Below are 17310 nucleotides of genomic sequence, written 5' to 3' on the forward strand. Positions count from 1 at the left end.
CAGGAGAGGAAGATCATGCATTCCATTCACCCCCGTCAGGCCTATCGCTTCACGCTGCTGGCCGGCATCGCCATGTGCGGGATGGTCGCGCCCGCCCATGCCCATATTGCCGATCAGGCTGAAGCGGCTCCAGCGCCGCAAAATGACGTGGCCGACATCGTCGTGACCGGCACCAGCATTCGCGGCGTCGCGCCGGTCGGTGCGCCGGTGACCAGCCTGGACCAGGAATCCATCCAGTTGCAGCCAGGGTCGACCACCACCGAATTATTGCGCAACGTCCCCTCCATCGCCAATCTGGGCGCAAGCGACCAATATTTCGGCGCGGCCAACAACAGCAACGCCAACATCACCGGCGGCAACGGCATCAACCTGCGCGGGCTGGGCACCGAAGCGACGCTGACGCTGGTCAATGGCCACCGCGTCCCGCCCGCCGGCACGCAGGGACAGTTTTTCGATCCGTCGATCATCCCCACCTTTGCCATCGGCAAGATGGAAGTGATGGCCGACGGCGGTTCGGCCATCTATGGATCCGACGCGGTAGGCGGGGTGGTCAACATCCTGCTGCGCAAGAATTTCAATGGCGTGGAAATTTCCGCCAGGCAGGGTTTCAACGGCGACGTCCACAGCTATCAGGTCGGGGGCATTGCCGGACACCGGTGGGATAGCGGCAGCATCATGATCGCCTATGAACATAGCGAGCGAACGCCGCTCGCCGCCTCGGCCCGTTCGCTCTACACCGACGACCTGCGTCCCTATGGCGGCACCGATCAGCGCTCCTTCAATTCCAACCCCGGCAACATATTGGTGGGGGCGACCCGCTATGGCATCCCGTCGGGCCAGAATGGCGTCGGCCTGACCGCTGCCCAGATCCGTGCGACTCCCGCCAACCGCCAGAGCGCCTATGAAGGGGTGGACGCCATCCCCGGTCAGAAGCGCGATTCCGTCATCGGCATGATCGAGCAGGAATTGACGTCGAACCTGAAAATCTGGGGTCAGGGATTTTACGCCCATCGCGTGCTGGACCGGATCGTCGGTGCGTCTTCCGCCAACCTGACGGTGCCGCGCGCCAACCCTTTCTTCGTGCATCCGACCAATCCCGCCGCCGCCAGCGTGACGGTCAATTACAGCTTCATCGACGATTATGGCGTGCGCGATACCAATGCGTACCAGACCAGCTGGCAGGGTTCGGCCGGTTTCGATCTGGACATCGCCAATAACTGGAAACTTTCAGGCTATGGCAGCTACGGCCGCAATTCCGAAGAACGCGCGCTTCAGGACATCAATAGCGCGCAGTTGACCGCCGCGCTGCGCGACACCAATCCGTTGACAGCGTTCAATCCCTTTGGCGACGGCAGCTTCACCAATCCCGCGACACTGGCCAAGATCCGCGCCTATTCAGCGATCGGGGCCGTCTACACGCTCAAGGATTTCGGCGCGACGCTGGACGGCGACCTGTTCACCCTGCCCGGCGGCGCGGTCAAGCTGGCACTGGGCGCGGAATATCAGGATCACAGCCTGCGATCCTATTTCCGCAACACCACCGCAGGTGCCGACAACAGCATCGTCGTCTACACGCCATCGCGCACGTCGCGGACCGTGAAATCAGGCTATGCCGAACTGTTCGTGCCGGTCGTGGGCCGCGACAATGCAATGGCGGGCATGGAGGAACTGTCGCTGTCGGCTGCGTTGCGGCATGATGATTACAGCGACTTTGGCGGCACGACCAATCCCAAATTCGCCGTCCGCTACAAGCCGTTCGACGGCCTCAGTTTCCGTGGCACCTTCGGCAAATCCTTCCGTGCGCCGACCTTGTCGGACATCGACCCCAAAACGCTGACAATCAGCCTTCAGGACTTTACCGACCCCGCCTCCGCGTCCGGCGTTACCCGCACATTGTGGGTGCGCGGCGGTTCCGACACGCTTGGCCCGGAAAAGGCGACCATCTGGTCGCTGGGTTTCGATTATCAGCCTGGCTTCGCCAGCGGCCTCAACCTGTCGGTCACCTATTTCAACGTCGATTATCGCAACCGGATCGAAACGCCCGGTAACAACACGCTGGCGCTGACCCCTGCCATTCAGGCGCAGTTGGGATCGCTGGTCACGCGCAATCCTTCGGCGGCGCTGGTCCAATCCTTCCTCAACAATCCGCTCTATACCGGGGTGAAGGAAGACCCCGCCAATATTCTGGCATTTGTGGACGGGCGGAAAGTCAATATCGGGCGCCTCAAGACGCAGGGTGTGGAAGGATCCTTCACCTATGTCGGCGACGTCAGCTTCGGTCAGGTCAGCGCGGGCGTCAGTGGCACCTACAACCTCAATTTCAAACGCAGCACCATCCCCAATGTCGCGCCGATCGACGTGCTGGACACCATCAACAATCCGCTGGAATTTCGCGCCCGTGGCAATGTCGGCCTGAACAGCGGCGGGTTTGACGGCAATGTCTTCGTCAACTATTCGGCGGGCTATCTCAACAATTCCGTCACCCCGGTGCAGCATGTCAAATCCTACACCACCGTCGATCTCTCGCTCCGGCAGAAGATCGCCGATAATGTCGGGTTCGGGTTGAAGAATGTGACCTTCTCGGCCGATGTGCAAAATCTGTTCAATCGCGCGCCGCCGCCCGTGTTGAACGGCACGCTGGCCTTCGATCCGCAGGTGGCGAGCATATTGGGCCGCTATTTCACCGTCGGCGTGCGGGCCAGCTGGTGATCCGCGCCCTTGCGACCATGCTGGCCCTGCTCGCGGCCGGCAACGGTAGCGTCGCTGCGGTGGCGCAGACGATCAGCCATGTGGACGGCACGTTGCCGGCGGGCGGACGATGGGTGGTGGAAAAACCCGCCGACTGGAACGGCACGCTGCTGGTCTGGAGCCGGGGCTATGGCGGCGGCAGGCAGGAGATCCAGATCGCGGCGAATGGCACCCGCGACTGGTTGCTGGCGCATGGCTATGCGCTGGCAGCGGCGGACTATTCCCGGCCCGGCTGGGCGATAGAGGAGGGCGTGCCAGACCAGATCGCCACGATCGATGCGTTCGTAAAGCGGTTCGGCCAGCCAAAGCGCACCATCGCCTGGGGCAATTCCATGGGCGGGCTGATCACCATGGCGCTGGCCGAACGCTACCCGGAACGGCTGAGCGCCGCCATGCCATCCTGCGGGTCCATCGGCGGGTCGGTCGGCATGATGAACATGGCGCTGGATGGTGCCTTTGCCTTCAAGACGCTGATCGCGCCGGACAGTGCGATCAAGCTGGTCAACATCGATGACGACCGGGCCAATGGTGCGCTGGTGCAGGCTGTGGTGGACAAGGCCCAGACGAGCGCCGCAGGCCGCGCTCGGATCGCGCTGGCGGCCGCGCTTGGCGGCCTGCCGGGCTGGAGCGATCCTGCCGCGCCGCAACCGGCCCCGGACGATCACGCCGAACAGCAGCGGCAGGAGGCCAAATCCTTCAATCGCGGCGTCTTTTTCCCACGCGCCGATCAGGAAAGGCGGGCGGGCGGCAATTTTTCGTGGAATATCGGCATCGACTATGAAGCACGCCTGAAATCAAGTGGACGGATGGAGCATGTACAGGCGTTGTACAAGGCGGCTGGCCTACAGTTGAAGCAAGACCTGACGACACTCAACAAAACACCGCGCATCGCCGCTTTGCCATCAGCGATATCATATATGCGCGCCAATTATGTACCGACCGGCAAACTCACCATACCAATGTTGAGCTATCATGAAATCGGCGATGGCATGACTTCGGTCAGTCTCCAGCACGCCTATGTCGACGCTGTAAAGGCTGCGGACAACAGTGCGATGCTGCGCACCGGCTGGGTGAAGGCCGCCGGGCATTGCGCCTTTACCGCTGCCGAACATATCGCCGCGCTTCAGACGCTCGAACAGCGGCTCGATACCGGACGTTGGTCGGCGGACCCCGCCAAGCTCAATATGCGCGCGATGTCGTCGGGTCAGGGCAGCGGGCGTTTCATCGCCTATGCCGCCACCCCCTTCCCCCGCCCCTGCACTGCTCGCATGAGGACTTGCCGATGACTACCCTTCTCGCCCTGCTCGCCGCTGTTGCGGCCCCTGCGCCCACGCCACTTGCCGTGGCATCCCTGACCAGCGGATCGGGCAAAGCCCCTGCCATGATGGAAAGCGACCCGTCGCTGCCGACCCACACACTCTATCGCCCCATCGACCTGAAAAAGGCGGGCAAATTGCCTATTCTGGTCTGGGGCAATGGCGGGTGCAGCAACCTTGGCAATTCCGCGCGCAATTTCCTGACCGAAATCGCATCGCACGGCATATTGGTGATCGCGACCGGCACGATCGGCGAATTGCCCAGGCCCAAACCGTCCCGCACCACCAGCGATCCCGCGCCCGGCGACGCCAATGGCGTCTGGAGTCCCAAAGTCGCGACGCCCGCGATGATACAGGCGATCGACTGGGCAATTGCACAAAACAGCAGCGCCACCAGCAAATATAGAAAACGCATCGACACTGTCCATGTCGCTGTCGCGGGACATAGCTGCGGCGGCCTGCTCGCGCTCGACGCCAGCGCCGATCCGCGTGTGACGACAACGATCGTCATGAACAGCGGCGCGCTGAACGATGGCAGGAAACCCGAAGGCATAGACGCGACCAAGGATGGCCTGCGGCGCGTCCATGGCCCGATATTATATGTCACTGGCGGCAAAGCCGATGTCGCCTTCCCCAACGCGACCGACGACGTCGCCCGCATCCACCATGTTCCGGTTTTCCACCTCGATCGCAATGTCGGACATAGCGGCACCTATGCCCGGACCAACGGCGGCGCCTATGGGCAGGTCGCGTCGGCATGGCTGGCCTGGCGATTGAAGGGAGATCGCGCGGCGGCGGCGGAATTTCTGGATGACGGCTTGGTACGGCGTGACCCGGAATGGCATCTGGACGCGCATTATTGAACCAGCCCGGCATCGAAATAAGGGGAGGCTGACCGCAAGAGCTGTCGTCCCGGCGGGTAACCGCTTTTTTGCAACGATCCGTGCAAGTCATTCTATTGGATCGGTAGGGTCAAGATCGGCATAGAGGGGACTATGGTGCGTGTCCCAAAGCCTTCCTACTTGCCCGACCCCTTTCTGCTCTGCCTGATCGCCACGGTAGCGGGCGCGTCTTTCGTGCCCGTGCGCGGCGCAGCCATTCCCTGGGTTGAAGCAGCGACGGACACTGCGATTGCGTTGCTTTTTTTCCTGCATGGGGCGAAATTGTCGCGCGCGGCGGTTCTTCAGGGTGCAGGCAACTGGCGACTGCATCTATATGTTCTGGCTTCGACCTATATTCTCTTTCCCGTAATCGGCCTGGGCCTGGTTGCCTTGCTGCGCGACTTTGGGGATGGCCTGCTGCTCTCTGGCCTGCTCTATCTTACTTTGCTGCCGTCGACGGTCCAATCATCGATCGCATTTACGGCAATGGCTGGCGGCAATGTCGCAGCGGCAGTGTGCAGCGCTTCCCTTTCCAACATCATCGGCATCATTCTCACCCCGGTTCTGGTCGGCCTGTTCATGGCGGTGGACGGCGCAAGCAGCGGCTTTTCCTGGCAGTCGGTTCAGGCGATCGCGCTGCAACTGCTCGTCCCCTTCGTGGCGGGGCATTTGCTGCGGCCGTGGATCGGCGCGTTCATTGATCGCCACAAGGGCGTGCTGATGCCGGTCGATCGCGGGTCTATCCTGCTGGTCGTCTATTGCGCATTCAGCGCTGCCGTGGTGGGCGGTATCTGGTCGCAAGTGGGCATTGCCGACCTTTTGCTCCTGCTGCTGCTCAGCCTGGTGATGCTGGTCATCGTGATGGGCGCGAATATGGGGCTTGCGCGGCTGGTCGGCCTGCCCCGCGCGGATAGGATCGTCCTGCTTTTCTGCGGGTCCAAAAAGAGCCTGGTATCGGGCGTGCCGATGGCAGGCGCGCTGTTCCCGGCGGCACAGGTCGGCATGATCATCCTGCCGCTCATGATCTTCCATCAGATTCAGCTGTTCCTCTGCGCCGCGCTGGCGGGCCGGTTTGCGCGACAAGGCGCAACCGCGCCAATGCCAGAACGTCCGCTCATCCCACGCACCCTAGCCGAAATTGAAAGCACAGCAGACAGGCTGGGCCTGACCATAGCTGACCCATGTTTGGCGGGCGTCGTCGCCAATCTTGCCCTGCTGGACCGTCATGCCGACACGCTGTTCGCGACGGACAAGTCATGAGGCAGGCGGTTGACATCGCCGCCGCTGTCCGGTCGGGACAGATCAGCGCCATGACCGTGGTAGAGGACTGCCTCACCCGATTGACTCACGAAAGCGGGCCACTAGTCGCGATAACCCGCATCCTGGCCGATCGCGCCCGGACAGAGGCAGCAGCCGTCGATGCCGCCATCGCTGCGGGGCAGGATCCGGGGCCGTTGGCGGGCGTCCCCTATGGCGTCAAGGATCTGTTCGACATAGGTGGCCTGCCGACCACGGCGGGGTCGGGCCTCTATGCCGATGCGCCGCCCGCCCAAGCAGATGCGCAGGCCATCGGCCGTCTGCAATCGGCTGGCGCCATCCTCGTCGCGACGCTGAACATGGATGAGTTCGCCTATGGCTTTGCCACCATCAATGCCCGGCACGGCACGACGCGCAATCCCCATGACCTTGAACGGCTGGCCGGTGGTTCATCGGGCGGATCGGCGGCAGTGGTCGCCGCCGGACTGCTGCCTTTCTCGCTCGGCTCCGACACCAATGGATCAATCCGCGTCCCCGCCAGCCTGACCGGCATTTACGGCCTCAAACCCACGCATGGCGCGCTGCCGATGGACGGGGTTTTTCCCTTTGCCCACAGCTTCGACGACATCGGCCCCTTCGCCCTGTCGGTGGCGGACATGGCGTGCCTCTGGCAGGTGCTGGGCGGGACCGACACAGCGGCAGGCGATCCGATCCGCGTCGCGCGGCTGGGCGGGCGTTTTCGTGAAAATGTCGATCCCGACCAGATCGCAGCGATGGATGCCATTGTCCCTGATGCGCCCATCCTGGACCTGCCGGACATCGCCCGCGCGCGATCGGCCGCTTTCCTGATCACCGCAGCGGAGGGTGGCGCGCTGCATAGCGAAGCCCTTGGTCGCGATGCGATGGCGTTCGACCCGGCCACCCGCGATCGCCTGCTGGCCGGTGCGCTGCTGCCCGACAGCCTGTATCAGGCGGCACAGGCGTTTCGCGCGCAGTATAAGCAGCGCATCGTAGAAATCATGGCAACCCACGACGTGCTGCTTGCGCCCGCGACCCCCTGCGTCGCGCCGCTGATAGCGGACCCGCGCATCCTGATCGACGGCGCGCTCTCGCCCGCCCGCGCGGACTTGGGCATTCACAGCCAGCCGATCAGCTTTACCGGGCTGCCGTCCTTGTCCGTGCCATTGCGCCGTCCGGGCCGCTTGCCGCTGGGGCTGCAACTGATAGGCAGGCCGGGGGGCGAGGCGACATTGTTCCGTTTCGCCAGGATGCTGGAAGACAAGGGGCTGACCGGCGTAACATCGCCGACGGGCGCATATCAGGGGGACGCATCATGACGGACGTGAAAACGGACGGGGCGATACAGCCAGGGACGGGGCGGCTCGAACGCTATTTCAGCCTGTCGGAACGGGGCACTTCGGCGCGGACCGAGATTTTGGCGGGGTTCACGACCTTTCTGACCATGGCCTATATCGTGCTGGTCAATCCCGCGATCCTGGGTCAGGCGGGGATGCCGATCGCGGCTGTGGCAGCCGCGACCTGTTTCGCTGCTGCCTTTGGCTCCATACTGATGGGGCTGGTCGCCAATACGCCGCTGGCGCTGGCACCGGGGATGGGCCTGAACGCCTATTTCAGCTTCACCGTCGTGCAGCAAATGGGCGTCCCCTGGCCGATCGCGCTGGGATGCGTCTTCATTTCCGGCATCGCCTTCCTGATCCTGACGCTGACCGGCGTGCGCCAGATGATCGTGGCGGCCATCCCGATGCATTTGTTCGCGGCGGTGGCGGGCGGCATCGGCCTGTTCATCGGCTTCATCGGCCTGAAGAATGCAGGGATCGTCGTCGCCAATCCTGCCACCTTCGTGGCGCTGGGCGACTTGAAGGCACCCGGCGCTGCGCTTGCCCTGTTCGGGCTGCTGGTCATCGGCGTGCTGAGCGTCTGGAACGTGCGCGGCGCGATGCTGATCGGCATCGTCGCGACGACGCTGGTGGGATGGCTGTTCGGCCAGGTGGTCGTCAGCCCCGAACCCTACAGCCTCGCCGCCTTGACCGGGACAGCGTTCAAGCTGGACCTTTCGGGGGTGTTCGGCCTCACCGGCAGCCATGGCCTCGGCCTGCTCGAAATCCTGTTCGTCTTTCTGTTCGTCGACCTGTTCGACAATATCGGCACGCTGGTCGCCGTCACCAAACGCGCAGGGCTGATGGACAAGGCGGGGCGCATCCCCGGCCTCAACCGCATCCTGATGGCAGATGCCGCCGCTACGGTCGTCGGGTCGGTGGCAGGCACCAGCACCGTCACATCCTATGTCGAAAGCGCTGCGGGCGTACAGGCGGGCGGGCGCACCGGGCTGACGGCGGTCGTCACCGGCATCCTGTTCCTGATCACCATGTTCGTCGCCCCCTATGCGCAGATCGTCCCGCTGGCGGCGACCGCACCTGCACTCATCATCGTGGGCGGCCTGATGCTGTTGCCCCTGACAGAGGTGGAGTGGGAAGATCCGCTCTCGGCCATCCCAGCCTTCCTGACCGTGGCGATGATCCCGCTGACCTTCTCGATCGCCAATGGTCTGGCGTTCGGCATTACCGCCCACGCCATCTTGAAATTGCTGCGCGGCACCGCGACCAAGGCCGACTGGTTCCTGTTCCTGCTCGCCGCCATGTTCGTAGTCCGCTTCATCTGGATGGGTGCGGCCTGATGCGCGCGCTCTGCCTAGCCTTGTTTGCGCTGCTGCTGCCCGTTTCGGCGCAGGCCAAGCCGCTCGACCGGACGCCGCGCACCGTGGTCATGACCGCCTTTGCGCCCGAATGGGATGCGCTGGCCCATTCCATTGCCCGGCCCAAAACGCACCATGTCAACGGCCTGACCATGCTGACCGGCACCATGGCGGGGAAGCCGGTGCTGCTGATGCAGAGCGGCGTCAGCATGGTCAACGCGGCGATGAACACGCAGTTGGTGCTGGATCGGTTCACCGTGAAGCGGATCGTCTTTTCCGGCATCGCTGGCGGGGTCGATCCCGCGCTGTCGATCGGCGATGTCATCGTGCCGGAGGATTGGGCGCAATATCTGGAGGTGTCCTTTGCGCGCCAGACGCCGGCAGGCTGGGTCGTGCCCGAACCCGTGGACGCGGACGCGCCGCCCCATTTCGGCATGATGTTCCCGCGCGGCGTCCGGCTGGGCAATGCGGCGCAAGCCCCGCGCCGCCATTACCGGCAGGCGGTCGATCCCATGTTGCTGGCGCTCGCCCGCAAAGTCGCCGTCGGCGTGAAGCTGCGCCGCTGCGTCGATGGACAGGCGACCGCCGCAAACTGCCTGGTCCATGACCCCAAATTCGTCGTCGGCGGCACGGGGGTCAGCGCCGGTGTCTATGCCGACAACGCCGAATTTCGCGATTATCTGGCCACCGCCTGGAAAGCGCGCGTGCTGGACATGGAAAGCGCGGCGGTGGTGCAGGTGGCCTATGCCAACAACGTGCCCGTCATCGTGTTCCGCAGCCTGTCGGACCTGGCCGGGGGTGACGCTGGCGCGAACCAGATGAACACATTCATGGCGCTGGCATCGGTCAACAGCGCCGACGTCGTGCGCGCCTTCGTCGCCGCGCTGCCGGATTAGGATGATGACGCTTTCCACCATCAGCGGCACGAACGGCATGGTCACCGCCCCCCATTGGCTGGCCGCGCAGGCGGGGTGCGACGTGCTGAAAGACGGCGGCAATGCGGTCGAAGCCGCCGTCGCCGTCGCTGCCACGCTGGCCGTCGTCTATCCGCACATGACCGGGATCGGCGGCGACAGTTTCTGGCTGGTGGCGCAACCGGACGGGACGATCGACAGTGTGCATGGCTGTGGTGGCGCGGCAGCGAAGGCCGATCTTGCGCTCTATGCGGGCCTTGCCACGGTGCCGACGCGCGGACCGCTCGCCGCCAATACCGTGGCCGGGACATTGTCGGGCTGGGCCGCAATGCTGGAAAGCGGCGGCGGCGCGCTACCCTTGTCCCGCCTGTTGCGCGACTCGATCCACCATGCAGAAAATGGCGTGGCGGTGACTCGTGGCGGCGCGGCAATTGCGGCGGCGAAGGGTGGCGAATTGCGCGGCCAGCCCGGCGCCTATGCCGCCACTTTCGAGCCGGAGGGTCGCCCGCTACGCGAAGGCGACATGCTGCACCAACCTGCACTGGCCGCCACGTTGCAGGCCATCGCAACAGACGGGATCGCCGATTTCTACAGCGGCGCGCTAGCTGATCTGGTGGCGGCAGACCTTGCCGCGCTGGGCAGTCCGGTCGGCCGCGACGATCTGATCGCGCATCGGGCGACCCGGCCCCAGCCGCTGACCACGCGGATCGCGGGCATCGACCTTTACAACAGCGCCCCACCGACGCAAGGCTTCGCCTCGCTCATGATCCTCGCTGTGTTCGACCGGCTGCGCGCGACGCAGGCAGACGGTTTCGACCATGTCCATGGTCTGGTCGAAGCGACCAAGCAAGCGTTTCTGTTGCGCGATACGCATGTCGGCGACCCGGCTTTCCACGATTTCGATTATCAGGGGCTGCTGGACGATCCGGCGGCGCTGGACGCAATCGCCGCCACAATCGACCCCACGCGCGCCCTGCCCTGGCCCCGCCCCTCGGCACAGGGCGACACTTGCTGGTTCGCAACCGCCGACAAGGATGGACGCATGGTCAGCGCCATCCAATCCACCTATTTCGAATTCGGGTCGGGCCTGGTCCTGCCGCAGACCGGCATCACCTGGCAAAATAGAGGCAGCAGTTTCCGTCTGGCAGCGGACGGCTGGAACGCGCTGAAGCCCGGTCGCAAGCCCTTCCACACGCTCAACCCTGCGCTGGCCCGCTTCGACGATGGGCGCATCATGGCCTATGGCACGATGGGCGGCGAGGGCCAGCCGCAGACCCAAGCCGCTCTGTTCAGCCGTTACGCGCGCTTCGGCGTCGACCTCCAGCAGGCGATCAGCGCGCCCCGATGGCTGCTGGGGCGAACCTGGGGCGAAGATAGCACGACGCTCAAGCTGGAGGACGGTTTCGACGAAGCGCTCTATGGCGAACTTGCAGCGGCGGGGCATGATGTCGAGCGTGTCGGGCCGCTGACCGCAACGATGGGCCATGCCGGTGCCATCGTCCGCCACGCCGATGGCCGTCTGGACGGCGCGACCGACTCGCGCAGCGACGGGCAGGTGGCGACATGGTGAGCGCGCTCCCACCCGGTGGCGCAAGAGCGGTCGCGCGCTGCGACGCGCTGGGCGTCGCGCCCTATAGCGACATGGAAGGCGGGCTGTATCGCGGCTATCTGACACCGGCCTATGATGCCGCGCAGGACGCGCTGGCCACTTGGATGGCGGACGCGGGCATGACGGTAAAGCAGGATGCCGCCGCCAATCTGGTCGGGCGCTACGACGGCACCGTCTCCGGCGCGCCCGTGCTGATGATCGGCAGTCACCTCGACAGCGTGCGCGATGGTGGCCGCTATGACGGTCCGTTGGGGATCATGCTGGGAGTCGAACTGGTCGATGCGTTCCACCGCGCGGGGGAACGCCTGCCTTTCCCGATCGAGGTGATTGCCTTTGGCGACGAGGAAGGATCGCGCTTCCCCGCCGCCATGTTCACCAGCCGCGCCGTGGCCGGAACGCTTAATCCTGCCATGCTCGACGTAGCGGATGCGCAGGGCGTGACGCTGGCACACGCCTACAGCCCACGCCATGGTGACATCGCCCGCTATGGCGAGGCGGCACGGCCGCGTGGTTCGGTGCTGGCCTATCTCGAAGCGCATATCGAACAAGGCCCGGCGCTGGAAGCGGACGGACTGGCGCTGGCCACCGTGACGGGCATCGCCGCGCAACTGCGCCTGTCCGTGACCGTCATCGGCATGGCGGGTCATGCCGGAACGACGTCAATGCCCTTGCGGCGCGACGCTCTGGCAGGCGCGGCGGAAATGATGCTGGCGATCGAGACGATCGCACGCGACGATGCGTCCGACCTTGTGGCGACCGTTGGCAAGATCATGGCAGCGCCCGGTGCCGCCAATGTCATACCGGGCCATGTGACTTTCACCATTGATATACGGTCCAGCGATGGCGGGCGGCGCGACCGGGCAGCGGAAATCATTATCGACCGGATTGCGGACATTGCCGATGCGCGCGCGCTCGATTTCAGCATAGAGCGCATCCACGACTTGCCCGCCAGCCCGTGCGATCCGCGCCTCATGAAACTGATGGATGCGGCGATCGCGGCGGAAGGGCTGCCCCCCCGTCGGCTCGTATCGGGCGCGGGTCATGATGCCATGGTGATGGCCGCTTTATGCCCGACGGCCATGTTGTTCATCCGCTGCCGCGGTGGGATAAGCCATAATCCGGCCGAGCATGTGGAGCCGGACGATGCCGACGCCGCGCTGCGGGTGATGGTGCAATTTGTAAGGATGCTGGCCAATGACCTTGTCCCCTGATCTGTTCGGCGAGATCGACCCGCCGCAACGGCTGCTGATGGGTCCGGGGCCAGTCAACGCCCATCCCCGCGTGCTGCGCGCCATGTCGGCCGATCTGCTGGGCCAGTTCGATCCCGAAATGACCACCTATATGAATCAGGTCATGGCCCTCTACCGCCCGATCTTCGGGACGCAGAACCAGCAGACGATGCTGGTCGATGGTACGGCGCGGGCGGGAATAGAAGCCGCTTTGGTATCGCTGGTGGCACCGGGCGACACTGTGCTGGTCATCAATTTCGGCCGCTTCGGCCTGTTGCTGGGCGAAATCCTGACCCGTATCGGCGCGGTGATCGCAACGGTGGATGCGCCATGGGGCGAAATCGTGCCGATGGACGCCATCGCCGCTGCCATCGAACGCACCGCTCCCAAAGTCGTCGCCTGCGTTCATGGCGACACGTCCACTACCATGGCCCAGCCGCTCGATGGCCTGGGCGACCTGTGCCATGCAGCCGGCGCGCTATGCTATGTGGATGCGACCGCAACCATTGGCGGCATGGAAATCGCCGCCGATCGTTGGGGCATAGATGTCGTCACCGGCGGCTTGCAGAAATGTCTGGGCGGTCCCTCCGGCTCCGCGCCGATCACCATCTCCGACTGCGCAGCCGAAGCCATCTTCGTCCGCCGCCATACCGAAGCAGGCATCCGCAGCGCCGAAAGCATCGACGGCGCGGGGCCACGGATCGGTTCCAACTATTTCGACCTCGCCATGATCATGGATTACTGGTCGGACAAGCGCTTGAACCACCATACCGAAGCCACGTCGATGCTTTATGCCGCGCGGGAATGTGCGCGCGTGATGCTGGGGGAAGGCCTGGCGGCGCGCTATGCCCGGCACGCCGCAGCGGGTCGGGCGATGAGTGCGGGCCTGCGCGCCATGGGCCTCACGCTCTTTGGCGACGACGCGCATCGCATGACCAATGTGACCGGCGTTTTCATCCCCCAGGGAGTAGACAATGACCGGGTCCGCGCCGCCATGCGCGACCATTTCGAGATTGAGATCGGCACTGCCTTTGGGCCTTTGCAGGGGCGTATCTGGCGCATCGGCGCAATGGGCTATAATGCAATGAAGCATAAGGTGCTGATCACGTTGGGCGCGTTGGAAGCCTGCCTGATGCGTGAGGGGTTTTCCCTACCGCCGGGCGCGGCAGTCGGCGCGGCGCTGGAAGCATGGGACGCATGACGCTGCCCCGCGACCTCATCGGCTACGGCTCTACCCCGCCCGACCCGCGCTGGCCCGGCGGCGCGCGCATAGCCGTCCAGTTCGTCGTCAATTATGAGGAAGGCGCGGAAAACAACCTCCTCAACGGCGACAAGGGGTCCGAGGCCTTTCTGTCGGAAATGGTCGGTGCTGCCAGCCACCCGGCGCGCGCCATGGCAATGGAAAGCCTCTATGAATATGGCAGCCGCGCAGGCTTCTGGCGGCTGCACCGCATTTTCACCGAACGCAACCTGCCCGTGACGGTATTTGGCGTCGCCAATGCGATGGCGATGAACCCGGCGGCGGTGGGAGCGATGCTGGCGTCGGACTGGGAAATCGCCAGCCACGGCCTGAAATGGATCGACTATCAACATGTGTCCGAATATCTCGAGCGCGCGCACATATTGGAGGCGATTGCCCTCCACACCCGACTGACCGGCACCCGGCCGCTGGGCTGGTATCAGGGCCGCACCTCGCCCAACACGGCGCGGCTGGTGCGCGAAGAAGGGGGCTTTGTTTATGATGCCGACAGCTATGCCGACGACCTGCCCTATTATGCAGAAGGACAGTTGATCGTCCCCTACACGCTCGACGCCAACGACATGAAGTTCGTCGCGCTCAACGGCTTTACCGAAGGCGATCAGTTCTTCCGCTATCTGCGCGATACGTTCGATCAGTTGCGCAGCGAGGGCGGCCGCATGATGTCGGTCGGCCTGCATGGCCGCATCGCCGGGCGACCCGCACGCGCCGCCGCGCTCGCCCGTTTCCTCGACCATGTCATCGCTTGTCGAGACGCCTGGGTCGCACGCCGCATCGACATTGCCCACCACTGGATGGAGGTTCACCCCGCATGACAATCGACGATCCGATCCTGCTCGCCGAAATCACCGCCGCCTTTGCCGAATATGAGCGCGCACTGATGACGGACGATGTGCCGGCAATGGATATGCTGTTCCACGATGCGCCGACCACCAACCGATACGGTGTGGGCGAAGTATTGTACGGCATCGAGGAGATCCGGGATTTCCGCAAAGGCCGTGGCGGATCGCCCCAGCGCAAGCTGGGTAAGGTTGCGATCACCGTCTATGGCGACAGCTTCGCCACCGCCGACGCAGAATTTTTCCGCGAAAACAGCGACCGGCGCGGTCGCCAGACGCAAAGCTGGGTCAAGTTTGCCGATGGCTGGAAGGTCGTGTCCGCCCATGTCAGCCTGGAGGGGAACACGCATTGAGTGCGCTGTTCGAACATAGCCCCTGGGTGGAGGCGCGCGCCGATGCACGACCTTCGTCGGGCGATCGTCATGTGGACCTGATGGCGGTCGTCCATGACGCGACGCCGGACGAGCAATTGGCGCTTATCCGCGCCCATCCCGAACTGGCGGGCAAGGCCGCGATCGACCGGACCCTGACCGACGCATCCGCCGCCGAACAGGCGTCAGCGGGCCTCGATCGTCTGACGCCGCAGGAGTATGAACGCTTCCATGCACTCAACGCCACCTATCGGGCACGGTTCGACTTCCCCTTCATCATCTGCGTGCGGCTGACCGACAAGGCGGGTATATTGGCGGCCATGGAACAGCGTCTGGACCATGATCGGGACGAAGAGGTCGCAACCGCAATCGCCCAGATCGGCGAGATCGTCCGGCTGCGTCTGAAGGATGCCGCATGAGCGCGCCCATCGGCCTGCCCGCGCTGGAGGCGGAACTTGCGCGGCAACTCGTCCTGATCGGTCATGGCGGCACAGACTGGACGCGACCCCGCGCCCACGATCAGGGCCATGTCCATGACGTCGTGATCGTCGGCGGCGGGCAGAGCGGCCTTGCCGCAGCGTTCGGCCTGCTGCGCGAACGGGTGTCCAACATCCTGGTCATCGACGAAAATCCCGCTGGACAAGAGGGACCATGGGACACCTATGCGCGGATGATAACCCTGCGCACGCCCAAGGAACTCAATCCCATCGACTTCGGCATCCCTGCCCTCACCTACCGCGCCTGGTGGGAAGCACAGCATGGCGCGGCAGGTTGGGAGGCGGTCGGCAAAATCGCGCGCGGCGACTGGATGGCCTATTTGCGCTGGTATCGGCGCGTATTGGCGCTACCAGTGCGCAACGACACCAGCCTTACCCTCATCGAGCCGTTGGGGGACGGCCTTCACCGCCTGCATCTCGACGGCCAGCCGTCCTTGCTGGCGCGCAAGGTCGTGCTGGCGACCGGCATACAGGGTGGCGGCGAATGGCACACGCCCGCGATGATCCGCGATGCGTTGCCGCGCAGCCTGTATGCCCACACCAGCGAGCCGATCGACTATGCGGCGCTCAAGGGCAAGCGGATCGGCATATTGGGCGGCGGCGCATCGGCGTTCGACAATGCCAATGCAGCGCTGACCATCGGGGTCGCGGCCGCCCACGTCTTCATTCGCCGCCCCGTCCTGCCCCGCATCAACCCGATCCGCTTCATGGAACAGGTCGGCTTTACCGGCCGCTATCCCGCGCTGGACGATGCGGAAAAATATGCGGTGATGGCGTCTTTTCTGGGCCATAACCAGCCGCCGACCAATGACACGTTCGATCGGGCGGCGGCCTGGCCGGGATTCTTGTTGCATCTGGGCGCGCCATGGCTGGCGGTCGAACAAACGGACGGCGCGGTGCGCGTCACGACGCCGCAGGGATGCCATGATTTCGATTTTCTGGTCCTGTCCACCGGCCTTGTCAGCGACCCCGGCCTCCGCCCGGAACTGCTCCTTGTCGCAGGCAGCATCGCGCGCTGGGCCGATCGCTTCACGCCGCCGTCCGGCAGCGCCAATGCGCTGATCGACGCGCATCCTTATCTGGGCGACGGCTTCGAACTGCTGCCCCGGACCGACGATGGCGTGGCGGCGTTGCATGGCCTGTTCGCGTTCAACTATTCCGCGCTCATCAGCCTGGGCCTCTCCGCCTCCGCTTTGTCGGGGCTACGAACCGCGCTGCCGCGACTGGTGAAAGGCGTGACCGACCAGCTTTTTCTGGACGATCGCAACGCCCTGATCGCCGACCTTCTGGCCTATGATGACGTGGAATTTATCGGGCAATGGCCAAAACCCTCAGAGGAAGCCGCATGATGGCCAGCCTGTCTACTCATGTCCTCGATACCAGCCATGGCTGCCCCGCCGCCGGAGTCACACTGCGCCTGCTCGATGGCAACGGAACCATCCTGTTCGCCGCTATCACCGATTCAGATGGCCGCTGCCCCGGCCTGCCCGCCGTGACGCCGGGCCGCTACCGGCTGGAATTTGCGGTCGCTGCCTATTTTGCCGGGCGCGGCGTCGATTTACCGGATCCGCCATTTCTCGACACCGTCCTGCTCGACTTCGGCATCGCCGATGCGGGTCATTATCACGTCCCCCTGCTCGTCTCGCCCTATGGCTATTCGACCTATCGGGGCAGTTGA

15 protein-coding genes are annotated in these 17310 nt (G+C 64.4%); all 15 read left to right on the top strand.

The features are described from left to right. Positions 1–15: 15 nt before the first annotated feature. Positions 16–2709, top strand: a complete 2694-nt coding sequence (locus tag SPBM01_RS17205) for a TonB-dependent receptor domain-containing protein (RefSeq protein WP_188062761.1) — start codon at positions 16–18, stop codon at positions 2707–2709. Continuing rightward, positions 2706–4034, top strand: coding sequence for an alpha/beta hydrolase family protein (locus tag SPBM01_RS17210; protein WP_188062762.1), 1329 nt, complete (start codon positions 2706–2708; stop codon positions 4032–4034). Before SPBM01_RS17205 ends, SPBM01_RS17210 begins: the two co-directional genes overlap by 4 nt. After that, the gene (locus SPBM01_RS17215; protein WP_188062763.1) at positions 4031–4927 is read left to right on the top strand and encodes an alpha/beta hydrolase; all 897 of its coding nucleotides are present in this window, start codon (positions 4031–4033) and stop codon (positions 4925–4927) included. Before SPBM01_RS17210 ends, SPBM01_RS17215 begins: the two co-directional genes overlap by 4 nt. Before the next feature lie 132 nt (positions 4928–5059). Further along, the gene (locus SPBM01_RS17220; RefSeq protein WP_188062764.1) at positions 5060–6205 is read left to right on the top strand and encodes a bile acid:sodium symporter family protein; all 1146 of its coding nucleotides are present in this window, start codon (positions 5060–5062) and stop codon (positions 6203–6205) included. Continuing rightward, a complete protein-coding gene (locus SPBM01_RS17225) occupies positions 6202–7539 on the top strand; it encodes an AtzE family amidohydrolase (protein WP_188062765.1) in 1338 nt (445 codons plus the stop codon). Before SPBM01_RS17220 ends, SPBM01_RS17225 begins: the two co-directional genes overlap by 4 nt. Next, complete coding sequence (locus tag SPBM01_RS17230; protein ID WP_188062766.1) at positions 7536–8897, top strand: NCS2 family permease; 1362 nt, start codon at positions 7536–7538, stop codon at positions 8895–8897. The genes SPBM01_RS17225 and SPBM01_RS17230 overlap by 4 nt, the downstream gene beginning before the upstream one ends. Next, positions 8894–9811, top strand: coding sequence for a 5'-methylthioadenosine/S-adenosylhomocysteine nucleosidase (locus tag SPBM01_RS17235; RefSeq protein WP_223177829.1), 918 nt, complete (start codon positions 8894–8896; stop codon positions 9809–9811). Before SPBM01_RS17230 ends, SPBM01_RS17235 begins: the two co-directional genes overlap by 4 nt. 4 nt (positions 9812–9815) lie before the next feature. Beyond that, positions 9816–11399, top strand: coding sequence for a gamma-glutamyltransferase family protein (locus SPBM01_RS17240; protein ID WP_188065792.1), 1584 nt, complete (start codon positions 9816–9818; stop codon positions 11397–11399). After that, entirely contained in the window at positions 11393–12649 is a 1257-nt protein-coding gene (locus SPBM01_RS17245) for an allantoate amidohydrolase (RefSeq protein ID WP_188062768.1), read from the top strand. The genes SPBM01_RS17240 and SPBM01_RS17245 overlap by 7 nt, the downstream gene beginning before the upstream one ends. Next, positions 12633–13868 carry a pyridoxal-phosphate-dependent aminotransferase family protein gene (locus SPBM01_RS17250; RefSeq protein WP_188062769.1) on the top strand — a complete coding sequence of 412 codons (1236 nt, stop codon included), beginning with the start codon at positions 12633–12635 and terminating at the stop codon, positions 13866–13868. The genes SPBM01_RS17245 and SPBM01_RS17250 overlap by 17 nt, the downstream gene beginning before the upstream one ends. Continuing rightward, positions 13865–14740 carry an allantoinase PuuE gene (puuE, locus tag SPBM01_RS17255; protein WP_188062770.1) on the top strand — a complete coding sequence of 292 codons (876 nt, stop codon included), beginning with the start codon at positions 13865–13867 and terminating at the stop codon, positions 14738–14740. The genes SPBM01_RS17250 and puuE overlap by 4 nt, the downstream gene beginning before the upstream one ends. Next, a complete protein-coding gene (hpxZ, locus tag SPBM01_RS17260) occupies positions 14737–15117 on the top strand; it encodes an oxalurate catabolism protein HpxZ (protein ID WP_188062771.1) in 381 nt (126 codons plus the stop codon). Before puuE ends, hpxZ begins: the two co-directional genes overlap by 4 nt. Continuing rightward, positions 15114–15554, top strand: a complete 441-nt coding sequence (gene uraD / locus SPBM01_RS17265) for a 2-oxo-4-hydroxy-4-carboxy-5-ureidoimidazoline decarboxylase (protein ID WP_188062772.1) — start codon at positions 15114–15116, stop codon at positions 15552–15554. The genes hpxZ and uraD overlap by 4 nt, the downstream gene beginning before the upstream one ends. Further along, a complete protein-coding gene (locus tag SPBM01_RS17270) occupies positions 15551–16981 on the top strand; it encodes an FAD/NAD(P)-binding protein (RefSeq protein ID WP_188062773.1) in 1431 nt (476 codons plus the stop codon). The genes uraD and SPBM01_RS17270 overlap by 4 nt, the downstream gene beginning before the upstream one ends. Beyond that, the gene (gene uraH / locus SPBM01_RS17275; RefSeq protein ID WP_410483063.1) at positions 16981–17310 is read left to right on the top strand and encodes a hydroxyisourate hydrolase; all 330 of its coding nucleotides are present in this window, start codon (positions 16981–16983) and stop codon (positions 17308–17310) included. Before SPBM01_RS17270 ends, uraH begins: the two co-directional genes overlap by 1 nt.

It is taken from the genome of Sphingobium sp. KCTC 72723 (assembly GCF_014280435.1).
In the GTDB taxonomy this organism is placed as follows: domain Bacteria; phylum Pseudomonadota; class Alphaproteobacteria; order Sphingomonadales; family Sphingomonadaceae; genus Sphingobium.

Coding starts and splice junctions, on each gene's coding strand:
- hpxZ (WP_188062771.1), top strand. CDS start 14,737: ATGACAATCGACGATCCGATCCTGCTCGCCGAAATCACCGCCGCCTTT.
- SPBM01_RS17250 (WP_188062769.1), top strand. CDS start 12,633: ATGACCTTGTCCCCTGATCTGTTCGGCGAGATCGACCCGCCGCAACGG.
- SPBM01_RS17220 (WP_188062764.1), top strand. CDS start 5,060: ATGGTGCGTGTCCCAAAGCCTTCCTACTTGCCCGACCCCTTTCTGCTC.
- SPBM01_RS17270 (WP_188062773.1), top strand. CDS start 15,551: ATGAGCGCGCCCATCGGCCTGCCCGCGCTGGAGGCGGAACTTGCGCGG.
- SPBM01_RS17225 (WP_188062765.1), top strand. CDS start 6,202: ATGAGGCAGGCGGTTGACATCGCCGCCGCTGTCCGGTCGGGACAGATC.
- uraH (WP_410483063.1), top strand. CDS start 16,981: ATGGCCAGCCTGTCTACTCATGTCCTCGATACCAGCCATGGCTGCCCC.
- SPBM01_RS17240 (WP_188065792.1), top strand. CDS start 9,816: ATGACGCTTTCCACCATCAGCGGCACGAACGGCATGGTCACCGCCCCC.
- puuE (WP_188062770.1), top strand. CDS start 13,865: ATGACGCTGCCCCGCGACCTCATCGGCTACGGCTCTACCCCGCCCGAC.
- SPBM01_RS17245 (WP_188062768.1), top strand. CDS start 11,393: ATGGTGAGCGCGCTCCCACCCGGTGGCGCAAGAGCGGTCGCGCGCTGC.
- SPBM01_RS17230 (WP_188062766.1), top strand. CDS start 7,536: ATGACGGACGTGAAAACGGACGGGGCGATACAGCCAGGGACGGGGCGG.
- SPBM01_RS17205 (WP_188062761.1), top strand. CDS start 16: ATGCATTCCATTCACCCCCGTCAGGCCTATCGCTTCACGCTGCTGGCC.
- SPBM01_RS17215 (WP_188062763.1), top strand. CDS start 4,031: ATGACTACCCTTCTCGCCCTGCTCGCCGCTGTTGCGGCCCCTGCGCCC.